This window comes from Nocardia speluncae NBRC 108251 (assembly GCF_001613245.1).
In the GTDB taxonomy this organism is placed as follows: Bacteria; Actinomycetota; Actinomycetes; order Mycobacteriales; family Mycobacteriaceae; genus Nocardia; species Nocardia speluncae.
Window position 1 is genome coordinate 1 of the sequence record NZ_BDBZ01000012.1, and the last position, 26,018, is coordinate 26,018.

Consider the following 26,018-nt stretch of genomic DNA (forward strand, 5'->3'; position numbering starts at 1 on the left):
CTCGTCCCGTTTCGGAGGATGATCTGGTGAGCGAATACGAACCGGAACCACAGGCCCGCCCGCAAATCCCTGTCGGCGGCCGCCGCGATGGCGCCGTCGGCGGAGCGGGCGCCGCGGGCCGGGCCGACAGGCCGGTGTCCGATAGCGCCGGTACGGTTTCGGTCGGCTCCACCCGTCGGTCTCCGGCGGTCGAGGAGCGTGCGGCAGGCACCGGCGCAGTGCGGTTCCGGCTGGATATCTCCTATGACGGCACCGATTTCACCGGCTGGGCCCGGCAACCCGGACTGCGAACCGTGCAGGGTCAGCTCGAGGAATCGCTGGGCAAGGTGCTGCGAGAACCTGTGCAACTGACGGTGGCCGGCCGGACCGACGCCGGTGTGCACGCCGAAGGGCAGGTCGCACACTTCGATACCGCGGCGGACGTGGACGCCGGCAAGCTGATCCACCGGATGGCGAAGTTCCTGCCCCGGGACGTGCGAATCACCGGAATCCGTGCGGTACCCGCCGAATTCGACGCCCGCTTCTCGGCGATCCGCAGGCACTACGTCTACCGCCTCACGACCGCGCCCTACGGTGCCGAACCATTGTCGGCACGCAGTGTGGTGGGCTGCCGGCCGGTCGACCTGGAAGCGATGGGTGCCGCGTCCCGCGCTCTTCTCGGCCTGCACGATTTCGCTGCCTTCTGCCGCCGCCGGGAAGGCGCCACCACGATCCGGGAGTTGCAGCGCTACGAGTGGGTACGCGACGGCCACCGGCTCGACGCTCATGTGAGCGCGGACGCATTCTGCTGGTCGATGGTGCGCAGCCTGGTGGGTGCGGTCCTCGCAGTAGGGGAGGGCCGGCGTACGCCGGAATGGGTCGCCGGCCTACTCGAAGAACGGCAGCGTTCGAGTTCGGTGACAGTGGCCCCCGCGCATGGGCTCAGCCTTATCGCGGTCGACTATCCCGCGGAATCCGAGCTAGCGGCGCGCAATGCGCAGACCCGGGAGACCCGCTCGATAGCTCCGGGTGGTTGCTGCGGGGGTTCTTAGGCGGCTGTGTCTCTCGTTCGGCGGCGGGAGTGGACAACGTACGGGACGGGGCCGCGGGGATAGGGTCGGTGGCGGAATTGTCCGGTCGAGGACAAGGTTGCGGTAGACATGACGATTGATCTGGGACGTTATGGCGTATGGCGCTACTACAAGCTCTTCACTCCGGAAGCGGCGGCCGAGCTGGAGGGCCTCGGATACGGGGCGCTGTGGCTGGGCGGTTCGCCGACCCCCGATCTTCCGGTGGTGGAGGACCTGCTCGCGGCGACCGAAACGCTGAAGGTGGGCACCAGCATCGTCAATATCTGGACTGCGCCGGCCGATGCGGTCACCGAATCCTTCCACCGGATCGAGCAGCGGTTCCCGGGTCGCTTTGTGCTCGGCATCGGCTGCGGTCACCCCGAAGCCGATAAGCCCTACCGGTCTCCGTACGAGGCACTGGTCGAGTACCTGGACGAACTGGACGCCGCGAAGGTGCCGGTCTCCGGTCGTATGCTCGCCGCGCTCGGCCCCAAGGTGCTGAAACTGGCTGGCGACCGCACCGCAGGTGCCCTGCCCTATCTCACTACGCCGCAGCACACCGAGCAGACTCGCACCGCAGTCGGTGACGCGCTGCTGGTACCCGAGCAGAAACTGGTCGTCGATACCGACCCGGAACGGGCCAGGGCCACGGGCCGCACGGTGGTCGAGATGTATCTCGGGTTGCGCAACTACACCACCAACCTCCGGCGGCTGGGCTACACCGACGGCGATATCGCCAAGCCCGGGAGCGATCGCCTGCTGGACGCCCTCGCCGTGCACGGGTCGGCCGAAGAGGTCGCCGACCAGGTCCGCGCGCATATCGACGCAGGCGCCGACCACCTGGCGCTGCAGCCGCTGGGCGAGGACTACCTCACCACCCTGCGCGCCCTGGCCCCGTTGCTCACCCGGAACCCCTGAACAGTCCGTTCGCCGAGCTGTCCGTAGTGGAGTCGGCAAGCGAAGACGACGATCGTTTCATTGTCGATCAGGCAGACGAGATGGTGCTCTGTACCGGCAGGGGGAGGGTCAGGAGCGGACGAGGCGGGCGATGGCGTCGGTGGCTTCTTTGATCTTGGCTTCGGCCTCGGGGCCGCCGGCGACCGCCGCATCGACCACACAGTGGCTTATATGGTCCTCGAGCAACCCCATCGCGACAGCCTGTAGCGCTTTGGTCATCGCGGAGACCTGCGTGAGGATATCGATGCAGTACTTTTCCTCCTCGACCATTCGCTGCAAGCCCCGCGACTGGCCCTCGATCCGGCGTAGCCGCTTCAGATAATCTTCCTTGCTCGTGATGTAGCCGTGGTGTGCGTGTCCGTCGGCGGCCGCCGTGTCGGTGGCCGTAACGGCTGGGGTGGGGTCGGAAGTCACCGGGTATCTCCTCTGTGCCGGTCGGAAGACCGTCTATACCCCCATAGGGTACAGTCACCGGCTACTTCTGTCAGGTGCCCGCCGTGCGTTCGCGGGCCGGGCGCGCAAGAATCGAGACTATGACATCCCACGATCGGCCTGCGCTGGCGGTTATCGGCGGTAGCGGATTCTACGACTTTTTCGACGGCGCCATGGAACCGGTGACAGTACGCACGCCGTACGGCGACCCGAGCGCACCGATAACGGTCGGCACTGTCGAGGGGCGCCCGGTCGCGTTCCTGCCCCGGCACGGCACGCGGCACGAATACTCCCCGCATACGGTGCCCTACCGGGCGAATATGTGGGCGCTGCGTTCGCTGGGCGTGCGGCGGATCTTCGCCCCGTGCGCGGTCGGCAGCCTCCGCCCGGACTGGGGGCCGGGCACCGTCGTGATCCCGGACCAGCTGGTCGACCGGACCTCCGGCCGGGCCCAGACCTACTTCGATGCCAACGGCATCCACGTATCGTTCGCCGACCCGTACTGCCCCGACCTGCGTGCGGTCGCGGTGAAATCCGCAGACAGCGCCGTCCACGTGCAACCGCACGGAACCATGGCCGTGATCCAAGGCCCGCGCTTCTCCACCCGTGCCGAAAGCCGGTGGTATGCGGCGCAGGGCTGGGAACTGGTCAATATGACCGGTTATCCCGAAGCCGTTCTCGCCCGTGAGCTGGAAATGTGTTACGCCGCGCTGGCCCTGGTCACGGATCTCGATGCCGGGCTCACCGAAGGCGACGGGGTGCGGGCGACAGATGTCTTCGCCGAATTCGAACGCAATATCGGACCCTTCAAGAAACTCGTCCACGACGCCGTCGCCGCCACCGCCGATACCGAAACCTGCGAGCACTGCCGGGTACATGCCGGAGTCGCGCTCCCGTTCGAACTGCCGTGAACCGGGCGGGCGCGGTAACGGGCTACCCTCGTGCGGTGGACACTCCGCTCCGCTTGGAGGTGATCGTCGGCAGTATCCGGCCGCAACGTTTCGCGCCGGTGGTCGCCGACTGGTTTGTCCGCACGGCCCGCGCCCGGCCGGAATTCGAGACCGGGGTCATCGATCTCCTGCACACCCCGCTTCCGCCTGACCTGTCCGAAACGGCGGAAACCGAGCGATTCCGGCAACGACTCGCGGCCGCCGACGCCTTCGTCGCGGTGACCTCGGAGTACAACCACGGCTACCCGGCGTCGCTGAAAACCGCGCTGGACAGCGCCAAGCACGAATGGCGGGCCAAACCGATCGGATTCGTCTCCTACGGTGGCCTGTCGGGCGGTCTGCGGGCCGTAGAACAGCTCCGACAGGTCGTGGCGGAAGTCCACCTGGTCTCCGTCCGTGAGACGGTGAGCTTTCACCGCGCCCGCACACAGTTCGATGCCGACGGTAGTACCGGGAACGGCGCCGCCATAGACGCTGCCGACCGTATGCTCTCCCAGCTGGCCTGGATGGGAAGCGCCCTGGCCGCGGCCAGGGCGAGCGACCCGTATCCGGGGTGAAACCGCGGTACGAGTAGGTCGATTCGATACGGGGCGGTGTTTCGGCGCCCGGCGTGTGTGGAAGCGGTGCCTGGCCACTGGCCCTCACCCATGCAATCGAATGCGCGGTTCCGCCCCCTTACCTCGGGGCGGCGAACCGACCGCTCGACTGCACTCCCGGCGGACTCGGTTTCCTCAGCGACGCTGCGGCTGGCGTGCGGGGGCCGGCCGGGGCCGGTCCGCCGGCGGCCGGGTACGGGGTTCGCCGATATAGGTGTGCTCGCGGGGGATCGAAACCAGGTTCAGCGGGATCTGGGTGGTCGCGGTGCGGAGAACCACCCGGCTGCCCAGCGCGCCGGGCTGCTGGATCGACAGATCCGGTTTGGTGGCGGGCCAGCCCATCGGGTCGCCGGTGACGTAGATCGTGGTGATACCGGCGTGCGGGGCGGGCGCCATGACACCGTCGACGACGGTCGCGGTGAACCCGGCGTCCGACTGGTGGGTTTCCACCGCCAGCATCAGGCGATCCGGGTTCCCGATCGTCTCGATCAGCTGATGCCAGGCATGCGGCCGGTTCGTACGGACCAGGATCCGCTCCCCGACGGCCAGCGCGCGGAAGACCAGCTGCTGGGCCAGGTACAACTCGCCGGCGACATACACCGCGGAGATACCGGCACCGATGATGCGCAGCGCCACACCGTTACCCTCGTCGTCCGAGCCGATCAACTGGCCGCACCCCGACGACGGCAGGGCGAGCGCGTCCAGGACCTCGACGGGGTATTCGGCGGTCGGCATCACATCTTCCAGATCGGGGATACCGATCGGCAGATGCGCGAGCAGGCTGTCACGATGGCGGCCGTTCACCGACACCATGCCCTTCGATTTCGTCTTCTCCGGCATCTCCCGCAGCGTCGACCGCCAAGCCGCCCCCACATGGACGGTGTCCGCGGTCGTGCCCGGACGCAACCGCACTGCCACCGTGGTACCTCGCGATTCCGTGACCCACAACTGCGAGAGGATCTCCGACCCGAGCTGTTTCGGGTCGATCGCCGCACCGATGTTCACGCTGTTGCCGAGTTCGGTGTAACGCCACCGATGCGTGAGATCGCGTGCATCGGCACCCTGGATGATCTGCCGCACGGCCGACCGGATCTCCGAGGCGGTCAGCAGACGCGACGCGCAGCCCGCATCTTCCAGCGTGCGCACGATCCGCTGGGTTGCGATGGTCACCGACCGCGCGGCTCCTTCGTCGCCACCGCCACGCCGGGACGCTGCGCCGGGACAGTCGACCATATCGAAGCCGATCGCCAGCCAGACGGTGCGATGCGCCGTGGCGGGCAGCGGGCCCAGCAGCGATTCGTAGATGGCGCCCGCCGGTGTGCCGGAGCGGCTGCGGTGGCCGTGGCTGATGATGTCGATACCGCTGAGCAGGATGTCGTGCTGGGCGAGGCAGGTCGCGAGTTCGGCCATCGGCAGCAGATGCGACGCGTGGACCGCGGTGCGGTCGATCCGGGTCAACCCACCGGGCGGGGGCAGCACCTCGACGACGGCGACAACCCGGCTCTCGTCCCAATACAGGCCGAGCGACCGGTCGTCCGGGCCACGGAAATCATCGCTGTCGCCGATCCGGTACTCCCGGTGCGCGCGATAGTTCCACCAGGTGGCGATCCAATCCAGCAGTACCCGGCGGCCGATCGGGATCAACGGAATCAGCGCGGTGACCACCGCGACGCCCAGCGCGATCCACGGGCCCGGCCCCAACAGCAGCACGACGGTCGCCGCGCTGAGCGCGAGCACCTGTGCGATGAGTAGGTTCGGCATCGAAATACGTCCGAACAGCAGGTTGCGCCTGCGTCCCGCGGTGGCTGGCACGGCCATAAAGAGTCCCCCAGGTACCCGGTTTCGGCCGGTTATCGGGCGGCCGAGCTGAACTACGTCCCCGGGAACTGTACTGTGTTCCGCGAGCACGAGCACAGTTCGGGGGAAGACGATGCCTTCAAAGCCCACAACTCGGTGGCAGATCAGCGGCTACAATTTTCTGGTTCGCCGGATGGAGCATGCGCTGGTGCGACGCGACGTGCGAATGTTGCACGATCCCATGCGTTCCCAGGTGCGTGCCTATGTGGTGGGTCTGGTCCTGGCCGTTGTGGTGCTGGCGGGGTGCGGTGTGCTGGCGCTGCTCCGCCCGCAGGACAAGGTCGGCGACAACAAGATCCTGATCGGTAAGGAATCCGGTGCCGTCTACGTAGTTCTCAACGATGTGGTGCATCCGGCGCTGAATCTGGCCTCGGCCCGGCTGGCCGCCGGTGACGCACCGAAGGCAGTGATCGTCAAGGAATCAGAGGTCGGCAAGAAGTCGCGCGGTCCGCTGATCGGTATTCCCGGCGCGCCCGGCTCGATCCACTTCGACTCCGAAGGCAAAGGCCGCCAGTGGACGATCTGTGACGAGCTGAGGAACGACGGCAGCCAGGACCGGACGACTTCCGTGCTTGCGGGTGGCCTCGAACTGGGGGCGAAGGCCTCGGCCATGGAGCCCGGGAAATCGCTTCTGGTGCAGGGGGAGAAGCACACCTACCTGGTGTACGACAACAAACGCGCCCGGGTCGATATGAACGATCGCCCGGTCACCGACGCGCTGAATATCACCGGTGCCACCCCGCGTCCGGTGAGTGAGGGCCTGATCAACGCGATCCCCGAGGTGCTGCCGCTCATCGCCCCGCCGATCGCCGATCCCGGCGGTGTTCCCGATTACGAGATCGGCGACCACCGGATCGGTGAGGTGGTGCAGGTGGGCACCTCGCAGGAGTTCTATGCGGTGCTCGCCGACGGTTTGCAGCAGGTCTCGCCGCTGACCGCGGACATCATCCGCAACGCCAACCCGCAGACCTCCAGCAATTTCATCATCGACCAGGCCCAGCGCACCCGCGCCGCTGTCTCCTCGGCCCTTCAGATCCAGACCTACCCGGCGACGGCACCGAGCATCCTCGAGGCAGTGGACCGGCCGGTGAGCTGCTTGTCCTGGCAACCGATCCCGGAGGCGGGTGAGAACACCGGCACCCGCGCCGAACTGCAGCTGATCACCGGAGTGAGCTTGCCGATGAAGGACGACGCCAAACTGGTTCCGCTCGCGCAGGCCGACGGCTCGGGCCAGAACGTCGACTCCACCTATATTGCTCCGGGCACGGGCGCCTACGTCCAGACCACCGGTATCGAGCCGGACAGCAGGCGTAAGGACAGCATCTTCTACATCGCCGACACCGGTGTGCGGTTCGGGATCAAGAACGCCGACGCCGCGAAGGGGCTCGGTATGCCGGAAAAGGCCGAACCCGCCCCTTGGCCGATTGTGGGACTGCTGGCGTCGGGGCCGACCTTGGGCCGCGAAGAAGCGATGGTCGCGCACGACGGTGTCGCACCGGATCCGGAGCCGGCGGATCAGCCGGTCGCTTCGACGAAATAGTCCGCGTTCCAGGTCCTCGGAAACGCCTGGCGAGCTGGTCGCGCACCCACCCGCCTGATCGAGCGCGCCCTGTCCAGTTCGGCCACGCTGAACCGAACGTGTCCGGCGGCACCGAGTCCGGCAGGTTCTTTGCGGGACCGAACGCGAGAATGTGGCGAAATGGAGAGCATCGCCGTCTCGCTGAATTCGCTGGTACAGCAGCTGATCTCGAGCGTGAGGCTCGGCAGTACGAGGGCCTGTGGTGCCCGCGCTCCGGCGCCGATGGTCGCCACTGTGCGCGCCGGAAGCGACCTCAGGCGTCGTCTTCGCCGACTCCGAACCGGCGCCGCGTGGGGAATGACGCCAGGTAGCCGATGATCAAGCTGCCGCCGATGATCCCGCTGCCGATCAGTGCCACATTGCGGGCCGTGTGGTCCGGTGGATCCGGTGGTGCGGGTATCGCCAGTTGTTTGTTCATCGGTGGATTCGGCTGCTTGGGGCGGAGTTCGTCGGTGACCTCGTTGGTCAGGGCGGCGACAGGGTCGATCGCGCCGTAACCCACATACGGATTCCAGCCTTCGGCCGGTGCGTGCGCGGTGGCCTGGATTCGTTTCATCACATCCACGGCCGAAAGCTCCGGGAATCGTGAGCGGACGAGTGCGACCACACCGGAAACATAGGGAGCAGCGAAACTCGTTCCGTTGATGCTTTGCTGGCCCTGGCCGCCGACGGTGCCGTTGATGACCCCGGTCCCGACCGCATCCAGTGACACGATGTTCTCGCCGGGTGCGGCGACGCTCAACCACGGTCCGGGAACAGTGAATTCGGAGGGCGCGCCGCCGGCGCCGATGGAGCCGACCGAGAGCGCCAGGTCGTCATAGCGGGCCGGCGTGACGTTGACGGTTGTATTGCTCCACGGATCCGCGGCGGGGTCGAGCGGGTCCAGAATGTTGGTGTTGCCCTTGCAGTTGTCGTTGTCGGTGTTGCCCGCGGAGGTGACGACTACGGCGTTCTTCGTATGCACCGCGTAGTGCAGTGCCGCGCCCAGCGATCCGTCGGAGATCGGGCTGGAACTACAGGCGACTTCGGAGATGTTGATAACCGTGGCGCCCATATCCGCGGCGCGGCGGATGGCCTGCGCCATGGTCGCGACATTGCCGTATCCCTCTTTGGAGAGGTCCTCGGGTGATTTGGTGGCGTTACTGCCCGCCTTCACGTACTTATCGCTCGTCTGGCGAATCGCGAGAATGGTCGACGCGGGTGCCACGCCGGAAAAACCTTGCCCCGGAACTTGACTCGCCCCGATGATGCCGGCCACCAAGGTGCCGTGCGCATCACAGTCCTCGGTGCCGTCGCCGCTGTTGGCCACGAAATCACCGCCGGCGCGTAAGCCCGGCAGTCGCGGATGCCGGGCGACGCCGGTATCGATCACCGCGACGACCTGGCCTTCCCCTTTGGAGAACTGCCACGCGTGCGGGAGGTCCAGGGCCGCCTGCGCGGCGGGCACTGTGGGGCCCTCGCCGCCGGCGACCGTGCTGGTGCACGGGGCATTGGCCTTGCGTTCGGTCGGTTCGCTCGGTTTCGCCGGATCACCGGAGGGCGCCTGACCCGGATCGACCGCCGGCGGTCGATCGGCGTAGGCCATCGGTTGCGCGAACCCCAGCGATGCGCCCACCCCCAGAACCGCGGCCACGGCCGCGGTGCGGATCCCCCGGCTCACAGTCCGCGGACGAGGGAGTAGAAGTCGGCCACCCAGAATACGAGCGGCAGCACCGCGGCCACGAACCCGTATTCGATCAGTTCGGCCGCGCGCCGCATCGGCGGTGTCGCCGACTGGTTGGGGACGATGATGCCGAGGATCAGGGCCGCGATCACCATCACCAGCGCCGCCCCGAATGCCGCCATCGGCAGATCGGCCACGAACGCCATGGCCGTGAGCATTACCAGCAGAATCGCGGCACCGGCGACGATCAGGACAACGGCCTGTTCCGCGCCGGCGTAGGTGCGGCTGCGGAACATGAGAACCGCCGCGCAGACGAGTGCGAGGGCGATGCCCTGCCAGTAGAAGCCGCCGTAGTCGGGATCGGTGGCCACCAGCGCGCCGACCACCGTGACCAGTGCGGTCGCGGTGACCAGTCCGTTCAGATAGGTGCGCGCCCGCATGGATTTCGCATGCAAAATGTTGAGGGTGGGCAGGGCGCGATGGTCGTCGGGATCGTCCTCGCTGGGATCGATGGGGGTGCCCGGGGCCGGAACCGGCGGCAGCGGTAGTTTCGCCAGCATCATCGAGATACGCGGGGCCAGCGAGAGGGCGCCCAGTCCTACGGCCGCCACCACTGCGCCGACCGCTTCGAGCCGCTGCGCGGTGAGCAGGCCGACCAACGCCGAGGGCACCAGGAAGATCGCGACGGTGCCGGCGCCGATGAACAGCCCGAGCCCGACACCGGTTACCCGCCAGGCCAGGATCGCGGTGGCCCCGAACAGCGTGGACCCGAGTAGCAGATGTGCCCAGCCGTAGTGGTCCGGGACGATGAGCATGCCGCCGGTGAAGGCCAGTGGTAGTGCGCATCCGCCGAGTACCAGCGCGGTCTTCGGATCCCCGTAGACGCGGCTCAGGATCATCGTCGCCACCACCAGCAGTACGGTCACGCCCAGCGCGATCGTGCCGGTGATCCAGCCGGGCATCGCATCGGGCGCGGCCAGCAGGCCCGTGCAACCCGCCAGCATGGCGAGAACGGCCAGGACCGAGCCGGTGGTCCGCGCGGTTCCGGGATTCCAGCCGCGGAAATGTTCGGCGTCGGCGACGGCGACGTTGTACATGATGTCGTCGAACAGGGGAGTGGGCGCGGTATTCGCGGAGCTCTCCAACATCAGCAACTCGCCGTCGCGGATGCCCTGCTCGCCCAGGCTCAGCGAGTTCGACAGGGGCGGCTGACCGATCCGCGCCAGAACCCAATCGGCGGGTTCGTACCGTTCGCCCTGATTGTCGAACTCATTGGTGCGGCTGTGCGCAGCGACCATATCGACGACGCTGGGAATGACCAGGGCCACGGGCACATCTACCGGGATGGCCATATCGACCTGTGTGTGTTTGGCCAGAATGGTGACCCTGGTGAGATCCGGTGCGCGGACTATACCCCGCGAGGAATCTTCCTCCATATGATCGAGTCGCGCATGCGTCACGCTTCCCCCAAGTTCGTTCGCTACCCTGCTGTTTTCACATTCTCCCAGCAGATGGCGCGGGTTGCGTGCCCACGTTGCGGCCAGCAGAATGCAGGTCGAACTGTACGACATGTTCGCGCCTGCCTCTACACTGAGCCCGAACATCGCATTGCCACAAGGGGGATCTCGCTCGATGACCACGGTTCGGTTTCAGCGGCGTGCGCGCCGGGAGGTTCCACGGACCCCGGGTGGCGAAGTGACACTGCAACCGCCCCCCGAGATTCCCCGGGTAACCCCCGGAAACCTGCTGATGAAGCTGATGCCGGTGGTGATGATCATCGGCATGGTCGGGATGATGGCGTTGATGTTCACGCAGGGCGGCGGTATCGCGTCCAACCCGATGTCGCTGATGTTCCCGATGATGATGATGGTCTCGATGATCGGCATGTTCGCCGGTCAGGGCAACGGCAAGGGCGCCAAGGCGGCCGAGGCCAACGAGGACCGCAAGGATTACCTGCGTTACCTGGACCAGGTTCGTAAAGATGTCGACGTGACCGCGACCGAGCAGCGTTCCGCGGTCGAATGGAGCCATCCCGAACCCGGTCTTGTCTGGATGCTTGCGGGTACCTCCCGGATGTGGGAACGCCGTCCCAGCGACAAGGACTTCTGCCATGTGCGCATCGGGATCGGCGGCCAGCGGCTGGCCACCCGCCTGGTGGCGCCGGAGACCGGCCCGGTGGAGGAACTCGAACCCATCGCCGCGGTATCGCTGCGTCGTTTCGTCCGAGCCCATTCCACCGTCCCGGATCTACCGACCGCGGTCGCGGTGAAGGGGTTCGCGACGATCGCGCTCGACGGCGACCGTGTCCAGGCCCGCGATATGGTGCGCGCGATGCTGGTCCAGCTGGCCATGTTCCACGGCCCCGACCAGGTGCTCACCGCGGTGGTCTGCGGGCCCGACACCAGTGCGGAATGGGAGTGGACCAAATGGCTGCCGCATACCCAGCATCCGGATGCCCAGGACGGTATCGGCAGCCAGCGCATGTTCTACGGGTCGATCCGGGAGATGATGGCCGGCTTGGCGCCGATCCTCTCCAATCGCGTCCGCTACTCCCGTAACCAGCCCACCAACTCCGCCATGGTGCATGTGGTGGTCCTGGTGGACGGCGGCCTGCTCGAAGCCGAGGACGATCAGCTGCGCGAGGCCGGATACGAAGGCGTCACCGTCATCGACCTCTGCGGCTACGCTCCGCGGCTGGCTGTATCTCGCGGGATCGCCCTCACCATCCGCAACGGCGAATGCCTGGGTCGCGGTGCCACCGGTAACCAGGAACGTTTCGCGTTGATCGACCGGCTCGGCCCGGAGCAGGCCCAGCAGGTGGCCCGCCGGCTGGCCCCCTACCGGGCCGCGACCCAGCGCAGCAGCGATGTCGAGGTGACCGAGGGCGAAACCATCAACACCTGGGCCCAGCTCATGGGCCTCGGCGACCTGGGCTCCTTCAACCCGGAGAGTGCCTGGCGTCCCCGCTACGGCCGGGAACGACTGCGGGTGCCGTTCGGTGTCGGCGCCGACGGTCTGCCGGTCGTTCTCGATATCAAGGAAGCCGCAGAATCCGGTATGGGCCCGCACGGCCTGTGCATCGGTGCCACCGGTTCCGGTAAATCGGAGTTCCTGCGCACCCTGGTGCTGAGCCTGCTCGCCACCCACTCGCCGGATCAGCTGAACCTGGTCCTGGTCGACTTCAAGGGTGGTGCGACCTTCCTCGGCCTCGACCAGGTCCCACATGTCGCGGCCGTTATCACCAACCTCGAAGAAGAGGCCGACCTCGTCGACCGTATGCGAGACGCCCTGGCCGGTGAGATGAACCGCCGGCAGGAAGAATTGCGCCGGGCCGGTAACTTCGCCAACGTCACCGACTACGAAAAAGCCCGTGCCGCCGGCGCCGACCTGGACCCGCTGCCCGCGCTGTTCGTAGTGCTCGACGAATTCTCCGAACTGCTCACCCAGCACCCGGATTTCGCGGAACTGTTCGTGATGATCGGCCGCCTGGGCCGCTCGCTGCATGTGCACCTCCTCCTCGCCTCCCAGCGGCTGGAAGAAGGCAAGCTCAAGGGTCTCGAATCCCACCTCTCCTACCGGATCGGCCTGAAAACCTTCTCCGCCAATGAATCCCGCCAGGTTCTGGGTGTTCCCGACGCCTACAACCTGCCCGGCGTCCCCGGTGGCGGTTATCTGAAATCCGATTCGGGCGAGATCCAGCGCTTCCAGGCCTCCTACGTTTCGGGCCCGTATGTGGGCGGCGGTCCGCAACGCGATATCTCGGCCGCCACCAGTGCCGGTGAAATCGATATCACCGCGCGGCCGTTCCTGGCCAAACACGTCGAATTCCGTGCCGCGGACCGTGTTCCGCTGGCTCCCGAACCGATAGACGAACCGGAGCCCCTGGTCGAGGACGGCGAACAGATCTCCAACCTGGGCATGATCGCCGCCCGGATCAGCGGGCACGGCCGCCCCGCGCACGCGATCTGGTTGCCGCCGCTGGACGCTGCCCCGCCGCTCGACCAGCTCAACGAGCATTCGATCCTCACCGGCGAATACAACGCTGTCGCAAGCCTGCGCGCACCCATCGGCATCGTCGATCGTCCCTACGACCAGCGGCGTGACCCACTGGTCGTGGATCTGTCCGGCGCCCGCGGCAACGTCGCCGTGGTCGGTGGCCCGCAGTCCGGCAAATCGACGATGCTGCGTTCACTGGTCATGTCGATGTCGATGACCCACACCGCCGAACAGGTGCAGTTCTACTGCCTCGACTTCGGTGGCGGCACCCTCGCGAGCCTCGAGGGCCTGCCTCATGTCGGTTCGGTCGCGGGCCGCCTGGACCAGGACAAAGTCCGCCGCACGGTCGCGGAGATGACCACCATCGTGCGCAACCGCGAACTGAGGTTCCGCCAGCTCGGCATCGAATCGATGTCGGAATTCCGCCGCTTGCGTGCCGGCGACCCGGCCGCCAGCCAGGCTGCGGCCGGCGCCCACGAGGACCCTTTCGGCGATGCCTTCCTGGTGATCGACGGCTACGGCTCCATCCGCCAGGACTTCGAGCCCCTCGAACAGGCCGTCATGAACCTCGCCGTGCAGGGCCTCTCCTACGGCGTGCACGTGGTGATCACCCTGTCCCGCTGGATGGAGGCGCGCCCCCAGCTCAAGGACCAGATCGGCACCCGTCTCGAACTACGCCTCGGTGATCCCGCCGACTCCGAATTCGGCCGCAAGGTTGCCGCGCTGGTACCGCAGGGTCGCCCTGGACGCGGTATGACTCCGGAGAGCCTGCATATGATCACCGCGCTTCCGCGGGTCGACGGTTCGTCCGATCCGGAAGACATCAGCCGCGGTGTCGCCGACGCCGTCGCCCGCCTGCAGCAGGCGACCCCTGGCCGGCCCGCTCCTCAGGTCCGGATGTTGCCCGAACAGCTCGATCGCGAGCAGTTCGTGCGCGCCATCGGTCCTTGGCAGGGCTCGCCGGACCGGCGCAATGCCGCTATCCCGATCGGTATCAACGAATCCGAGCTGGCCCCGGTATTCCTCAACTTCGACGAGAATCCACACTTCCTCATCTTCGGCGACACCGAATGCGGGAAGTCGACCCTGCTGCGCAACATTGTCAGCGGGATCATCGAATCCAACGAGCAGAATCAGGCCGCGCTCATCCTGGTCGATTTCCGCCGCACCATGCTGGGTGCTTTCCCGCAGGAAAGGCTGGCCGCCTACGCGACCGGTTCCGAGGGGCTCAAGACCAATATGCGCGACCTCGCGGGACTCTTGCAGACGCGTCTGCCCGGCCCGAATATCACGCCGCAGGAATTGCGGGACCGTTCCTGGTGGACCGGCCCCGACCTCTATGTTGTCGTCGACGACTACGACCTGGTGTCCAGTGGCTCCGCCGGCAACCCGATCGCGCAGATCGTGGACTACCTCGCCCACGCCAAGGACATCGGCCTGCATCTGATCATCGCGCGGCGTTCCGGCGGCGCGGGCCGGGCCATGTACGAAGCGGTGATCTCGCGAATGCGGGATCTGGCCACGCCCGGCCTGGTCATGAGTGGTAGCCGGGAAGAAGGCAACCTGATGGGCAATGTCCGCCCGAGCGCTATGCCTCCGGGCCGGGGGACCATGGCCGGCCGGTCCGGCGCCGAGCTCATCCAGACTTCGTGGATGCCGGGCCTGTAATGCCCGCCGTCGAGATTGCGCTGACCGAAACCCGGTTGTGGGCATGGAGTGCGAACACCCACGCCGACTTGGTGCCTTCGGTCGTACCGGGCAGCGACGGTCGTACTCTCGTAGTCGGCGAGCCGCTGGCACCGCCGTCCATCGCGGTATCGCCGGCGCAGCTCATCACTGCCGACCGCATCGCCTACGACCCCGGTATGCCGAAACCGGTGGACGCGCTGGCCACCGTATTCGGCCACACCCTCACCCAACTGCGTATCAATTCACCCTGCGAGCGTTTGACGGTCGTGCACCCCAGCGAATGGGATCCGTACCGGCTTGCTGTCCTGCATTCCGCGGCCACCCGTCATGCCGGACAGGTGGAATTGCAGCCGGCGGCCCTGCGTGCCGTGATCGCCACGCAACGGATCCGGGACGTGCGCACCGTAGTTCTGGAATTCGGCCCGTTGTCGACCACCGCATCGACGGTGGTGCCGAGTGACAGCGGACCGCGACTCGAATTCTGTGAGCACGAACCACTTCTGGCCGCTGTCGAGATCAGTGCCGACGAGCGGGGCCGCACCTCCTTCCGTTCGATGATCGAACGCCTGATCCACGGCTGCCAGGTCGATTCCGTGGTTATCGTCGGCCGGACGGACGCAGATTTCCTCGCCCTCGTAGCCGAGGTGATCGCCGAACTGTGCCGCGCCGAGCTACTGGTCCTCGGCGGCGCCGACCTGGTCCGGGCTCGTAATACCGATCCCATCGATCAGCGGCCCAGCCTCCCACCGGCCGCCGGCGACGCCGAATGGCTGCAACCACTGCGTGAACGAGCCGCTGCCACCAGGCCGCCCCGCTCGAAGACCCCGCTCTACATCGGCGCCGCGGCGGTAACGGCGCTCGCGGTCCTGGTAGCCGGTGGGGTCCTCCTCGGGATATCCACCGCAGGAGATCCCGAGGCGGTCGCCTCCACCCCGACGACCACCGGTACCCCCGCCGCCCCTTCGGATTCGGAAGATCCCGAATCCGGCTCCGGATCCATGACCGTGGGTCCCGTGACGTTCACCATCCCCGACAACTGGCGGGTGATCGACCCCGCCACTGCATCCACCGACCGCGTCGTACTGGAGCCCACCGAGGGGCTGAAGGCTCGCATCACGGTTATCCAGGAACAGTTGCTGATCCCCGGCGCCGGCTACGAACAGGTCGCCGCCGATCTCGAGGCCAAAAGGGCAGCAGCCGCAACGGGTTTGTACTCTCCGATCCGCCGCGATGTGGTCTTCGGCGGCCGCTCCGGACTGGTTTATTCCGAGCATCCGGAGGGCGGATCCACCGTTGACTGGCATGTTATCGTCGAGCACAGCATCCAGATCAGTATCGGATGCCAGTATCAGACAGGGGGGCAGGACTCGATTACACCTATCTGTGAAGACCTCGCATCCTCGCTGGACATCGTCCGATGACCCGGTCGGGATTTTTCCAAAATTCGTTGGAACCGATTGGGCGGTCTCTCCGTCCAATCATCATGAAGGCAAGTTCGGACCGTTTGCGGACGCAGGGGGTCCGGATCCGAACTCGTAACGAGGAGGAATCATGTCGGTAGTTGCCGATTTGGCCGCAATGGAGACTGCTGCCAAGCACGTCGAGACTGTGAACTCGCAGATCCAGTCCGAGATCGGCAGGGTCCGTGACATTGTCGCCGGTTCTCAAGGCGTGTGGGAAGGCGCCGCTGCTGCTGCCTTCGTCAGGATCATGGGGGATTACGACCAGAAGGCACAGCAGTTGAACAGCGTGCTTGCGGAGATCGCCGTCCAGATCCGGGAGAACGGGCGGGGCTACGATGCGCAGGAAGAGGCCAACCTGGCTGCCCTGAACTCTGCGGGCGCCTCCGGTGACCTCGGTGCCCCCGCTTCCAGCCTGAATATCTGACCCAGCCGCCACATCAGACTTAAGGAATCTCCATGTCGAAGGTGAATTATTCGAAGGACCAGCTGATCGCGATGTCGGGTGACCTTCGCGCTGCGAAGGGTCGCTTGTCCGAGACGCACCAAGAGTTGCTGGGATATGTCAACGGCCTGGTTGCCCAATGGGAGTCCGGTGCCCAGCAGGCGTACCTCGATAAGCAGACGCGATGGAACAATGCCATCGAGAATCCCGCTGACAACTCTGGACTTCTGCCCATTATCGAGGCTATCGCGAAGGTAGTCGAGGACGGCGCCATTGATATGGCGACGACTGATGCGCAGAATGCCGCGAAGTGGATGTGACGTTATCCACCCGATAGTCCTGTGCCCCGAGTCCAACCGCTTGGGGCACAGGACTTTATCGTTACTGTGGTGCCTCGTTCAAGAGTAGGTACTGCGCCGCGGTCTTCTGATGCAATTCCTGTATCTGTATGGCGTCCTTGATGTAGGCCACATAGCGGCCGTTGCTGAAATAGCAGGCCAATGACTGAGTTTCCTCTGGGTTTTCGACACAGCTCGCAGTCGGCAACCCGGGTGGGGAATCGACAGGTTCGAGCTCAGGTTCCAATTGTGAGATGAAAAAGGCTTTCAAGCGGTCTGCTGCTGCCGGATCACTCGTCCGGTAAACGGTGACGTCGGCGTCACCGTCGGCCAGGGAGAGAAGATCCACACCGGCGTCTTGGAAAGCCCGTTTTGTCAGATCGGGACGTTCGGTGAGGTGGAGTGCAACGTCCGGGCCGATCGCCACCTCGGGGATCTTCTCGCCGGCGGGCAGCGTGTATCGAATTATCTCCTCATGATCGACTGGGAGATCGTCGAGCATATCGACAGGTGTCGGCCGATAGCCCTCCAGGCTCGCGAATTGTTTATCCAAGACAGATTTTGCGGTGTTTGCCAGCGGGGCTGGATCGGGCGGTATGTCGACCCCAGGCCCAACTTCGATCTCAACCATGTATTCACCCTGGGAAACCCAGGCGTTGATCCCGTCGTACTTGCCGATATACGCTCTTGCACTGGGATGGTCGGGGATAGAGGTCGGGCCCTTCGGTGGGTATCGCCCATTCAGATAGTGATCGGTGAGATAGTTCGCGGCATGGGTCGCTTGTTCGGGAGTCGAATACCGCAGGACTGTGAGCGTTACGGCTCTCCCGTGCAGTTCATCTTCCCTACGCTGCCCTCTGGTCTTCCAGCCTGCAACAAAGCCAGGGACTTCTACTGTGAAATTTTCGGTGAATTGTGGAGGGTTGAGCTGCGTGAATAGATTTTGCTGATCGACTATGCGGCGGAATGTGAGCTTCGGTTCGGTTTCCATTATCAATGGCACGAATTTCGCTAATCGAAGCGCTTCCTGGGCGTCTATATTCTCCGGCTTCCGTACCTCGTCGACTTCCCGTGGGGTAGTCCTGTAATTACCTGGCTGTAGTGCTGATATATCCACAGCCGGTCCGGTTTCGGGTTCCTGCCCGCATCCAGCTGTCACGGCTGTTACGAGTACGGCTATTGCTGCCGAAATTCTGTTGGGCCAATGCATGATATCCCCCTCTTTTTTGCGTCAATCGACGACGTTCGCGATGGCTGGAACGAGTTTATCTACCATTGCGGCTGGTGACTGATCGGTCCACACCTGAAAACCCTGCACGGCATTTATATCGTCGATGACCACAATTTTTGCCGACGAAGTCAGAAAATCGTCGGGTAATCCGCCCAGGCCGCCGTTCCCCGCGCTGTTGTCGGATCGGGAAACTACGATCAAATCAAGAGGTTGAGGAAGGGTGAACGAGGCCAGTGATAGATCGCGGGGAGATTTTTCGTTCTTGACCGGAAGATATCGGTCGCTGTAACGGAATCCGATATCACGCAGGAAGTTTGCTTGTGGGGAACCGTCGAGCGCCACGGAGAATATGGAATTCCCGTAATTGAAGGCCGCCACGGTCTTACCCGCAAACTGGGGGTGTTCGGAGCGTACCTCGGCCAGGTCTACTCCACTCGAGCTTCCGGAATCACCGCTCGATACTGCGAAGACAACGCCGACGGCGCCGAGAACAGCGACAACAGCGACTGCGGCGAAGGCGAACGCCCTCCGCCGCTTCCCGGCGGCCGGCGACTGGGGACTGCGGTCTGTGTACGACTCTCGCGGTTGCGTGGCAATGGATTCCTGATTTCGGGGGAAATTCGGAACGCTGGGGAATCCGCTGGTGTACGGGCCGCCCGTAGTCGGATAGCCGGAGTGTGAGGTTGTATCACCCCCGCCCGGAGCCGGGTACATGGCTTGTCCGAAAAGTGCTACCTGCGCGTCGTATACGAACTCACGGCTGGTGTTGTACCGGTCGGCGGGATCCTTCGCGAGGACCTTGGTGAAGACATGGTCCAGGGTAGAGGGCAGGTCTCGGCGCACCGACGAGATGGACGGCGGCGGTTCGTTCAGGTGGCCCATCATGACCACGGCCGGCACCGTAGAAGGAAAAGGGTTCTGGCCGGTGAGCAACCGATAGAACGAGCAGCCGAGGCTGTAGATGTCGGAGCGGTGATCGAGCGGCTGACCCAGTAACTGCTCTGGAGAGGCGTAGGCCACGGTGGCCATGAACTTGCCTGTCGCAGTGAGATCTTGGTTGTCGTCCACAGATTTGGCCACGCCGAAATCGGTCAACAACACTCGCTCCTGTTCGTCCTCCGCGGAGCGGGAGAGCAGGAAGTTGGCCGGTTTGATATCCCGATGGAGCAAGCCGCGGCGGTGTGCGTAATCGAGACCTTTGCCGACCTCGGCGATGATGTGCATCGATCGTTGCGGTGGCATGAAAGCGGGGCCCTGGCGTGCCTCGTCGGCGGCATCGGCACCGGGCACGTATTGCATCGCGATCCATAGCCGGCCGTCTTCCTCGCCACGGTTGTATACCGAGACGATATTGGCATGGTCCAGGCCGGCGGTGAGGTTGGCCTCCCGTTCGAAGCGGGCGCGGAACTCCGGATCGCGGGACAGTTCCTCGCTGAGAACCTTGATCGCGTCCTGACGGGGTAGGCTCGGATGTTGTCCCAGATACACCGAACCCATACCGCCACTGCCGAGTACGCGCACGATGCGGTAGCCACCGATAACGGCCCCGGGCGGTAACGCCATCTATACCTCCTGTGGTTCGACCGCCCGAAAGTGAGCAATCGTTCTCTCGGGCATCGTCGAAACGATCCTGCCCCATGGTTTGCCGCACAGCACGGCGACGTCGATGCTCGCTGCCATGCCGGTTACCTACTGCCGGCCAAGATTGCGTATTGCGCGGACGTCGACTGAAAGAGTTCCGGTGACGGGAGATCCCCGAAGCCCATGTCATCGACCAGTGCGACGTAGCGGTCATAGACCACAACGCAGTAGTAGGGCTCGAACAGGGGGCTGGTCTCGTCGCGGTGGACGCAACGAGCATCTGCCAGTCCGGGAGGGCCGTCGAACTCCTTGTCGTACTTGCTCGGTCGGGTGAGTACGTTTTGCAGGGCAAATGCCTGGGAAACGCCCGCCGTTCGGTAGACGATCGCGTTGTTCCGGGCGACCAGATCGACGCCGTACGCGTTGTAGTCCGGGATTGCCGCTGCGTCGTACTCCCAGTGGGTGTGGGCTGCCGCGGAGAAGGCGCCGGAATCGTCATACGCAACGCCGCTCTGGTACTCGCTGGGCAGCGCCAGGTTCACGATGCCGTCCGGATTGGTGGGTAGGTCCAGCATCTCATCGGGAAGAGTCGGGGTGACGTCGTTCAAGGCGGCGGACTGTAGGTCCAGAATCCTTTTCAGGTGTTCACGTGTCTTGTCTATTTCGGTCGCCGGCGCCTGGATTGCCGCAACGATGACATACGGGCCATGGGCAGCGTAGAGCTGTGCTCTCTCCTGATCGGGTGAGACACCGGCGTAGGTATCCGTGTACCCGGCCAGCTCGACCTTCCGTCGGCTGGGAGTCTTGGACTCGGTAAAGGCGTTGAATTCGGCTGCCGCTGTGCGAGCATAAGCATCGGTGCCGAATCGCATGAGACCGACAACGGTGTCCTTGAATGTTCGAAGGCTGTTGTTCGACCGGCCCGTCGCCACGCCCGAAACGAAAAAGTTCTTGTCCGCGATGGGGACGAATTCTTCGGGTGTCAGATCGTTCAACGTATCTGTTCCCGAACGTAGGATCGATGTCTCTCGAAGATAGCGGAGTTCGGGATCCACGGTGTAGGGCGAGATCAAGAAATCCAGCATTCTGCGTGACTCGAGAGCGTATATGTCCACGTCGGTGCTGACTTTGATCTCGAAGGGAGTCGGTTCGGTGGGGAAGGTGCCGTAATCCAGCGCGGCCAGGTCGACGGGACTCATTCCGGGGCCGGGATATCCGGAAATCTCCTGCGAGCAGGCGGTTGACGTCCCGGCGGCAAGAACAGTGATCAACGCTGCCGTCAGGCGGCGTATCCCATAGGCAGTTCTCCTCTTGGAAACTTTCACTATCCCCCCTATTTTGCAAGCAAGGCATACTGGGCCGACGTCTTCTGGTGCAGATCTTGAATCTGTGATCCTTCTACCTGTGCGAAGAATTTTCCCGTCTGGAAAAGGCAGAAGTTGGATGGCCTTCTCTCGTGTTCTTCGAGCTTCCTGCTGTAGCAGTGGACCTGGCCGCTGTCGATTCCATCGGGAATCCCGATCGGGGTGGACCCGGTGGGATCCGTTGTCGGATTGAAATGGCTCAGCAGAGCTTCCGCGCCCTGGACGGAATCGCTCCGCATTACCACCGATTCGGCCAGTCCGATGGCGGAAACCTGTCCTTGATCGAGGAATTCCAGGCTTTCAATTCCGTTCAGGGCGTACAGGGCTCCGCGCCCGCGGAAGGCCCCTGCCGGTCCGGTTGTGGCAATTAACGATTCGGCTTTCGGAAGCGTCAATGCCAGTACGTTGTCCGGATCGAGGTCGACATCGTTCAGCTGCTCGGCGGGCGTGGGTTCGAATTCGTCCAGCAATGGTAATTGGATATCGAGCAATGCTTCGGTGCGTTGCACCATCGCAGGTAGGTCCGCCTTGCCCGAGAAATCGTTGTACTTGATGTAGGTGACATAACGATCGTGGCCGGTCCAGCTCCCCAACGAAGTTGTGCCAGGGCGCCAATGTGCCTTGGAGTGGGAATATTTGGTGAGCTGAACGGGCCGATTGTCGGTATTGAAGGTGAAATCGTCGTGTTCCAGCCCGATCGCCACGGATTCGGCCGTAGCCGCGTCCGGAAACATCAGGACCGCGATGCTCATCTGTTGTGATGTATCGACCTCACCGCCGGTCGACCATGTGTGTACCCAGCCTGCCACCAGCTCGCTCGCGACCTCGTCGAAAGTATCGTTGATCACCAGCGATTGCATATCTCGGCGGTCGAGGACGACAGGGCCCCCCATTCCCATCAGGCGCGTGACGAAGGCAGGATCGGCTTCCAACGGCAGCGCAACAAAGTCACCCAAGCGCTGCGCCTCGCGGTAGCGCGCCGCATCCTCATCCGCTGCCGTTCCGTACGCGAGTGGTGCTGTCGGATAGTTCCCCACATCGAGATCGGCGAGATCCGGTTCGGCCCGGACAGCATCACCCGGCACCACCGAACCGCAGCCCCCAACCGTCGCCGCCAGCACTCCAGCTGCCAGAATTGCGCGAAATCTGCGCAGCAGAGTACATCCTGGTCGGTGCATGGCGGCGCCCCCCTACGATTCTGATCTCGCGGAATCGTACTGCACCTTCCGGGCCGGATGCGGATAAGTCTCGGCGGGTGGTGAGTGACCACCATTGATGTAGTCGGTTGACCGGCAAGTTGTTCCGCGGGAGCTGGGTGCCGGTGCCGGGACGGCCTTCACTTACCGATGATGGCTGATAGCGCAACTGTTCGGATGGGATACCGACCACAATCAGCGCGCTGCCCGGCCGAAGGCTCGGCGATCTGGATGATGGATGGTGTGCGTTCCCGCAGGTACGGCGTTATCGCCGCTTCGATCGTCGCGTTGTTTCTCGCCGGGTGTGGGATGGGTGAGGAACTTGTGCCCATTCCCGAGGGGACTCCACCCGGTCCCGGGACGCCGGTGCCGGTGATCGATATCGATGCCCCCGGCCGGACCGCGGCCTTGTTGAACGGGTGGGCGTCGGAACAGGCGGATCGGCTGGAGATGCCGGTGGCGGCGTTGGAGGCGTACGGGTATGCGGCGGTGGTGATGGGGAGGTCGCGGCCCGAGTGCGGGATCGCTTGGACGACGCTGGCAGGGATCGGGAGTGTGGAGAGTGATCACGGCCGGCATCGGGGCGCCGAGGTCGGGGCGGACGGGATGGTGCAGCCGGGGATCATCGGGATTGCGCTGGACGGGTCACCTGGGGTGGCGGAGATCCGGGATACCGATGGTGGACAGTTCGATGGGGATACGGTTTTCGATCGGGCGGTCGGGCCGATGCAGTTCATTCCGGAGACTTGGCGGAAGTGGGGAGTGGATGCCAATGGGGACGGGGTGGCCGATCCGCACAGTATCGACGACGCAGCCCTGACCGCGGCCCGGTATCTATGCGTCAGCGGCGGGAATTTGCTGTCCGCGCAGGGGTGGAGCCGGGCATTGTTCACCTACAACCAGTCGGAGAGCTATATGAAGGTCGTCCGTGACCGCGCCGCCGCCTACAGCGTGGGGCGCCGGGTTTGAGGCCCGCTCATTGCAGCGTTACCGGTGAGGGGCGACGAAGGTTCCCCGGGCTCGGACAACACCGACAGTGATATCGGGCGCCTGCCGCCGTCGAAATCGGATGCACGGGGTGTCGCGGCGTTTGCCGAGCTCGGTGTGGTGCGGGGCGGCGGATGGACTGAGTGCGAGCGGGCGCATTAGGCTCGCAAGCGCACGGTTCTTCCCTGATCACACCGTGCCGACAGCCGAAGGAGTGTTGTTTTCGTGGCCATCATCGAACAGGTCGGAGCTCGCGAGATCCTGGATTCGCGCGGTAACCCCACCGTCGAAGTCGAGATCGCCCTCGACGACGGCACCCTGACCCGGGCCGCGGTGCCATCGGGTGCGTCCACCGGTGAGCACGAGGCCGTGGAGCTGCGGGACGGCGGGGAACGTTACCTCGGTAAGGGGGTACAGAAGGCGGTCGAAGGTGTCCTCGACGAGATCGCACCGGCAGTGATCGGGTTGGATGCCGTCGAGCAGCGGACCGTCGACCAGGCGCTGCTGGATCTGGACGGAACCCCGGACAAGTCCCGGCTGGGTGCGAATGCGCTGCTGGGTGTGTCGCTGGCGGTGGCGCGGGCGGCGGCCGAGTCGTCGGGGCTGGAACTTTTCCGTTATCTCGGCGGGCCGAACGCGCATGTGCTGCCGGTGCCGATGATGAACATCCTCAACGGTGGCGCGCACGCCGATACCGGGGTGGATGTGCAGGAGTTCATGGTGGCGCCGATCGGGGCGCCGACATTCAAGGAATCGCTGCGCTGGGGCGCGGAGGTTTATCACGCACTGAAAGCGGTGCTGAAGGAGAAGGGGCTGGCCACCGGGCTGGGTGACGAGGGCGGGTTCGCGCCCGATGTCGCCGGCACCCGGGAGGCGCTGGACCTGATCAGCGTCGCGATCGGTAAGACCGGGCTGAAACTGGGCCGGGATGTGGCGCTGGCTCTGGATGTCGCGGCGACCGAGTTCTACAGCAACGGTGCCTACCAGTTCGAGGGTTCCGCGCGTAGTGCCGCCGAGATGACGAAGTTCTACGCCGAACTGCGCGCCGCGTACCCGCTCGTGTCCATCGAGGACCCGCTGTCGGAGGACGATTGGGACGGCTGGGTGGCGCTCACCGACGAAATCGGCGACAAGGTGCAGCTCGTCGGCGACGACCTGTTCGTCACCAACCCGGACCGTCTCGAGGACGGTATCGCCAAGGGGGCCGCGAATGCGCTGCTGGTGAAGGTGAACCAGATCGGCACACTCACCGAGACCCTGGACGCCGTCGATCTCGCGCACCGCAACGGGTACAAGACGATGATGTCGCACCGGTCGGGTGAAACCGAGGACACCACGATCGCGGATCTGGCCGTCGCTGTCGGCAGTGGGCAGATCAAGACGGGTGCACCGGCGCGTAGCGAGCGGGTGGCGAAGTACAACCAGCTGCTGCGGATCGAGGACGCGCTCGGCGATTCGGCCCGGTACGCGGGCGATGTCGCTTTCCCCCGGTTCACGTTCGAGGACTGAGCAAAGAAGATGGCGGAGCGGCGTGCGCGCGGGACCAGCCCGGCCGGGCGGGGTAACCGGCGTACGTCGCGTGCGCCGTCCCGGCGGCCTGCAGCCGATGTGCACGGTGGTGCCGAACGAGTGCGGCGTACTACCCGCCCGTCCCGCAGCCGCTCCGCGGGGGCCCGGGACTGGTCGGAACGGACCATCCTCGGGCTCTCCGCCGGTAAGGCGATCATTCTGGCAATGGTGGTGTGTGCGCTGGCCATGACGCTGGCAGTGCCCATGCGTACCTATTTCACGCAGCGCTCGGAAGCCGCCCAGCTGGCGGCCGAACGCCGGATACTCGAGGCCGATATCGCCGTCCTGAAGGATCGCCGTGCGCAACAGGAGGATCCGGCCTATATCCGGTCCGAGGCGCGCGACCGGTTACGGCTGGTGATGCCTGGGGAGACCCCCTATATCGTGCAGGTACCGGGTATCGAAGTACCCGCCATTCCCGACCCGCAGGCGCCGCGCGACATTCCCGACCCGTGGTACACGGACCTGTGGCGCAGTATTTCCGAACAACCGACCGTCGAAGAATCGGCCCCACCCCCGCCACAGCCGGAAGGAAACAGGTGAGCACACCCGACGACCGAGATCTGCAGATCGTCGCCGAACAATTGGGCCGCGCCCCGCGCGGGGTGCTCGCCATCGCCTACCGGGCGCCCGATGGTGCACCAGCGGTGGTGAAGACCGCGCCGAAACTGCCCGACGGGACTCCATTCCCGACGCTGTACTACCTGACCGATCCGCGGCTCACCGCCGAAGCCAGCCGGTTGGAGTCCGCGGGGGTGATGAAGGGGATGACCGAACGACTGGGCCGCGACCCGGAACTGGCCGCAGCCTACCGGGCAGCGCACGCGAGTTATCTGGCCGAGCGCGACGAGATCGAGCCGCTGGGCACCGATTTCAGTGGCGGTGGTATGCCGGACCGGGTGAAATGCCTGCACGTGCTGATCGCGCATGCGCTGGCCAAGGGGCCGGGGGTGAATCCGCTCGGTGACGAAGCGGTGGCGCTGGCCGCCGACAACGGTCTACGTGGGACCGCGATCCCGGCCGACTGGCCGCAGTGCGCGCCGCCCGAAGACGAATCATGATGCGATATCCCGGCTGCC

21 protein-coding genes are annotated in these 26,018 nt (G+C 65.0%); 13 read left to right on the forward strand and 8 right to left on the reverse strand.

Annotated elements, in window-relative coordinates; translation table 11 throughout:
- The first annotated feature begins 218 nt into the window (after window positions 1-218).
- Complete coding sequence (truA, locus tag NS6_RS13250; protein WP_068041577.1) at window positions 219-1,031, forward strand: tRNA pseudouridine(38-40) synthase TruA; 813 nt, start codon at window positions 219-221, stop codon at window positions 1,029-1,031.
- A 108-nt stretch (window positions 1,032-1,139) separates the two neighbouring features.
- Window positions 1,140-1,967 carry an LLM class F420-dependent oxidoreductase gene (locus NS6_RS13255; RefSeq protein ID WP_068041151.1) on the forward strand — a complete coding sequence of 276 codons (828 nt, stop codon included), beginning with the start codon at window positions 1,140-1,142 and terminating at the stop codon, window positions 1,965-1,967.
- 108 nt (window positions 1,968-2,075) lie between these two features.
- Here NS6_RS13255 and NS6_RS13260 read toward each other — a convergent pair whose 3' ends face one another.
- Window positions 2,076-2,420, reverse strand: coding sequence for a metal-sensitive transcriptional regulator (locus NS6_RS13260; RefSeq protein ID WP_068041153.1), 345 nt, complete (start codon window positions 2,418-2,420; stop codon window positions 2,076-2,078).
- 119 nt (window positions 2,421-2,539) lie between these two features.
- Between NS6_RS13260 and NS6_RS13265 the strand changes: the two genes are divergently transcribed.
- Both NS6_RS13265 and NS6_RS13270 read left to right on the forward strand, forming a co-directional pair.
- On the forward strand, window positions 2,540-3,349 hold the full coding sequence (locus tag NS6_RS13265; RefSeq protein WP_068041155.1) for an S-methyl-5'-thioadenosine phosphorylase: 810 nt from the start codon (window positions 2,540-2,542) through the stop codon (window positions 3,347-3,349).
- A 35-nt stretch (window positions 3,350-3,384) separates the two neighbouring features.
- Window positions 3,385-3,945: an NADPH-dependent FMN reductase gene (locus NS6_RS13270; RefSeq protein ID WP_068041580.1), complete on the forward strand. Its 561-nt coding sequence runs from the start codon at window positions 3,385-3,387 to the stop codon at window positions 3,943-3,945.
- A gap of 174 nt (window positions 3,946-4,119) precedes the next feature.
- On the opposite strand, the gene eccE is transcribed toward NS6_RS13270, so the two are convergent.
- Entirely contained in the window at window positions 4,120-5,802 is a 1,683-nt protein-coding gene (eccE, locus tag NS6_RS13275; protein WP_084471021.1) for a type VII secretion protein EccE, read from the reverse strand.
- Window positions 5,803-5,914: 112 nt separating this feature from the next.
- Between eccE and eccB the strand changes: the two genes are divergently transcribed.
- Window positions 5,915-7,381 carry a type VII secretion protein EccB gene (gene eccB, locus NS6_RS13280; RefSeq protein WP_084471022.1) on the forward strand — a complete coding sequence of 489 codons (1,467 nt, stop codon included), beginning with the start codon at window positions 5,915-5,917 and terminating at the stop codon, window positions 7,379-7,381.
- Between the two features lie 292 nt (window positions 7,382-7,673).
- Here eccB and mycP read toward each other — a convergent pair whose 3' ends face one another.
- Together mycP and eccD are read right to left on the reverse strand one after the other, a co-directional pair.
- Entirely contained in the window at window positions 7,674-9,080 is a 1,407-nt protein-coding gene (mycP, locus tag NS6_RS13290; RefSeq protein ID WP_068041162.1) for a type VII secretion-associated serine protease mycosin, read from the reverse strand.
- Window positions 9,077-10,519 (reverse strand): type VII secretion integral membrane protein EccD, encoded by a 1,443-nt coding sequence (gene eccD, locus NS6_RS13295; RefSeq protein WP_210747417.1) that lies wholly within the window; start codon window positions 10,517-10,519, stop codon window positions 9,077-9,079. The genes mycP and eccD overlap by 4 nt, the downstream gene beginning before the upstream one ends.
- A gap of 196 nt (window positions 10,520-10,715) precedes the next feature.
- Here eccD and eccCa point away from each other — a divergent pair, with 196 nt between their 5' ends.
- The 4 genes from eccCa to NS6_RS13315 all read left to right on the forward strand — a co-directional run bounded on the left by eccCa (window position 10,716) and on the right by NS6_RS13315 (window position 16,993).
- Complete coding sequence (gene eccCa / locus NS6_RS13300; protein ID WP_068041169.1) at window positions 10,716-14,747, forward strand: type VII secretion protein EccCa; 4,032 nt, start codon at window positions 10,716-10,718, stop codon at window positions 14,745-14,747.
- Window positions 14,747-16,189, forward strand: a complete 1,443-nt coding sequence (locus NS6_RS13305; protein ID WP_068041171.1) for a type VII secretion-associated protein — start codon at window positions 14,747-14,749, stop codon at window positions 16,187-16,189. Before eccCa ends, NS6_RS13305 begins: the two co-directional genes overlap by 1 nt.
- Before the next feature lie 130 nt (window positions 16,190-16,319).
- Window positions 16,320-16,655, forward strand: a complete 336-nt coding sequence (locus NS6_RS13310; RefSeq protein WP_068041177.1) for a WXG100 family type VII secretion target — start codon at window positions 16,320-16,322, stop codon at window positions 16,653-16,655.
- A gap of 32 nt (window positions 16,656-16,687) precedes the next feature.
- On the forward strand, window positions 16,688-16,993 hold the full coding sequence (locus NS6_RS13315; protein WP_068041184.1) for a WXG100 family type VII secretion target: 306 nt from the start codon (window positions 16,688-16,690) through the stop codon (window positions 16,991-16,993).
- A 61-nt stretch (window positions 16,994-17,054) separates the two neighbouring features.
- Here the strand turns inward: NS6_RS13315 and NS6_RS13320 are convergent, their stop codons facing one another.
- From NS6_RS13320 to NS6_RS13335, 4 genes are all read right to left on the reverse strand, one after another.
- Window positions 17,055-18,221 carry a DUF7373 family lipoprotein gene (locus tag NS6_RS13320; protein WP_443093654.1) on the reverse strand — a complete coding sequence of 389 codons (1,167 nt, stop codon included), beginning with the start codon at window positions 18,219-18,221 and terminating at the stop codon, window positions 17,055-17,057.
- Window positions 18,222-18,242: 21 nt separating this feature from the next.
- Entirely contained in the window at window positions 18,243-19,805 is a 1,563-nt protein-coding gene (locus NS6_RS13325; protein WP_068041189.1) for a serine/threonine-protein kinase, read from the reverse strand.
- A 122-nt stretch (window positions 19,806-19,927) separates the two neighbouring features.
- The gene (locus NS6_RS13330) at window positions 19,928-21,022 is read right to left on the reverse strand and encodes a DUF7373 family lipoprotein (protein WP_068041191.1); all 1,095 of its coding nucleotides are present in this window, start codon (window positions 21,020-21,022) and stop codon (window positions 19,928-19,930) included.
- A 134-nt stretch (window positions 21,023-21,156) separates the two neighbouring features.
- Complete coding sequence (locus NS6_RS13335) at window positions 21,157-22,308, reverse strand: DUF7373 family lipoprotein (protein WP_157112747.1); 1,152 nt, start codon at window positions 22,306-22,308, stop codon at window positions 21,157-21,159.
- A gap of 309 nt (window positions 22,309-22,617) precedes the next feature.
- Here NS6_RS13335 and NS6_RS13340 point away from each other — a divergent pair, with 309 nt between their 5' ends.
- From NS6_RS13340 to NS6_RS13355, 4 genes are all read left to right on the forward strand, one after another.
- Window positions 22,618-23,352 carry a lytic transglycosylase domain-containing protein gene (locus NS6_RS13340; RefSeq protein WP_068041586.1) on the forward strand — a complete coding sequence of 245 codons (735 nt, stop codon included), beginning with the start codon at window positions 22,618-22,620 and terminating at the stop codon, window positions 23,350-23,352.
- A gap of 243 nt (window positions 23,353-23,595) precedes the next feature.
- Entirely contained in the window at window positions 23,596-24,879 is a 1,284-nt protein-coding gene (gene eno, locus NS6_RS13345; protein WP_068041194.1) for a phosphopyruvate hydratase, read from the forward strand.
- A gap of 9 nt (window positions 24,880-24,888) precedes the next feature.
- Window positions 24,889-25,482, forward strand: a complete 594-nt coding sequence (locus NS6_RS13350; RefSeq protein WP_068041197.1) for an FtsB family cell division protein — start codon at window positions 24,889-24,891, stop codon at window positions 25,480-25,482.
- Window positions 25,479-26,000 (forward strand): DUF501 domain-containing protein, encoded by a 522-nt coding sequence (locus NS6_RS13355; protein WP_068041199.1) that lies wholly within the window; start codon window positions 25,479-25,481, stop codon window positions 25,998-26,000. The genes NS6_RS13350 and NS6_RS13355 overlap by 4 nt, the downstream gene beginning before the upstream one ends.
- The last annotated feature ends 18 nt before the right edge of the window (window positions 26,001-26,018 follow it).

Bases quoted from the DNA above. Each gene is read 5' to 3' on its own strand.
- eccB (WP_084471022.1), top strand. From the start codon at position 5,915: ATGCCTTCAAAGCCCACAACTCGGTGGCAGATCAGCGGCTACAATTTT.
- NS6_RS13265 (WP_068041155.1), top strand. From the start codon at position 2,540: ATGACATCCCACGATCGGCCTGCGCTGGCGGTTATCGGCGGTAGCGGA.
- NS6_RS13330 (WP_068041191.1), bottom strand. From the start codon at position 21,022: ATGAGTCCCGTCGACCTGGCCGCGCTGGATTACGGCACCTTCCCCACC.
- NS6_RS13340 (WP_068041586.1), top strand. From the start codon at position 22,618: ATGGATGGTGTGCGTTCCCGCAGGTACGGCGTTATCGCCGCTTCGATC.
- eccE (WP_084471021.1), bottom strand. From the start codon at position 5,802: ATGGCCGTGCCAGCCACCGCGGGACGCAGGCGCAACCTGCTGTTCGGA.
- NS6_RS13325 (WP_068041189.1), bottom strand. From the start codon at position 19,805: ATGGCGTTACCGCCCGGGGCCGTTATCGGTGGCTACCGCATCGTGCGC.
- eccCa (WP_068041169.1), top strand. From the start codon at position 10,716: ATGACCACGGTTCGGTTTCAGCGGCGTGCGCGCCGGGAGGTTCCACGG.
- eccD (WP_210747417.1), bottom strand. From the start codon at position 10,519: ATGGAGGAAGATTCCTCGCGGGGTATAGTCCGCGCACCGGATCTCACC.
- NS6_RS13305 (WP_068041171.1), top strand. From the start codon at position 14,747: ATGCCCGCCGTCGAGATTGCGCTGACCGAAACCCGGTTGTGGGCATGG.
- NS6_RS13350 (WP_068041197.1), top strand. From the start codon at position 24,889: ATGGCGGAGCGGCGTGCGCGCGGGACCAGCCCGGCCGGGCGGGGTAAC.
- NS6_RS13320 (WP_443093654.1), bottom strand. From the start codon at position 18,221: ATGCATTGGCCCAACAGAATTTCGGCAGCAATAGCCGTACTCGTAACA.
- NS6_RS13255 (WP_068041151.1), top strand. From the start codon at position 1,140: ATGACGATTGATCTGGGACGTTATGGCGTATGGCGCTACTACAAGCTC.
- NS6_RS13310 (WP_068041177.1), top strand. From the start codon at position 16,320: ATGTCGGTAGTTGCCGATTTGGCCGCAATGGAGACTGCTGCCAAGCAC.
- NS6_RS13315 (WP_068041184.1), top strand. From the start codon at position 16,688: ATGTCGAAGGTGAATTATTCGAAGGACCAGCTGATCGCGATGTCGGGT.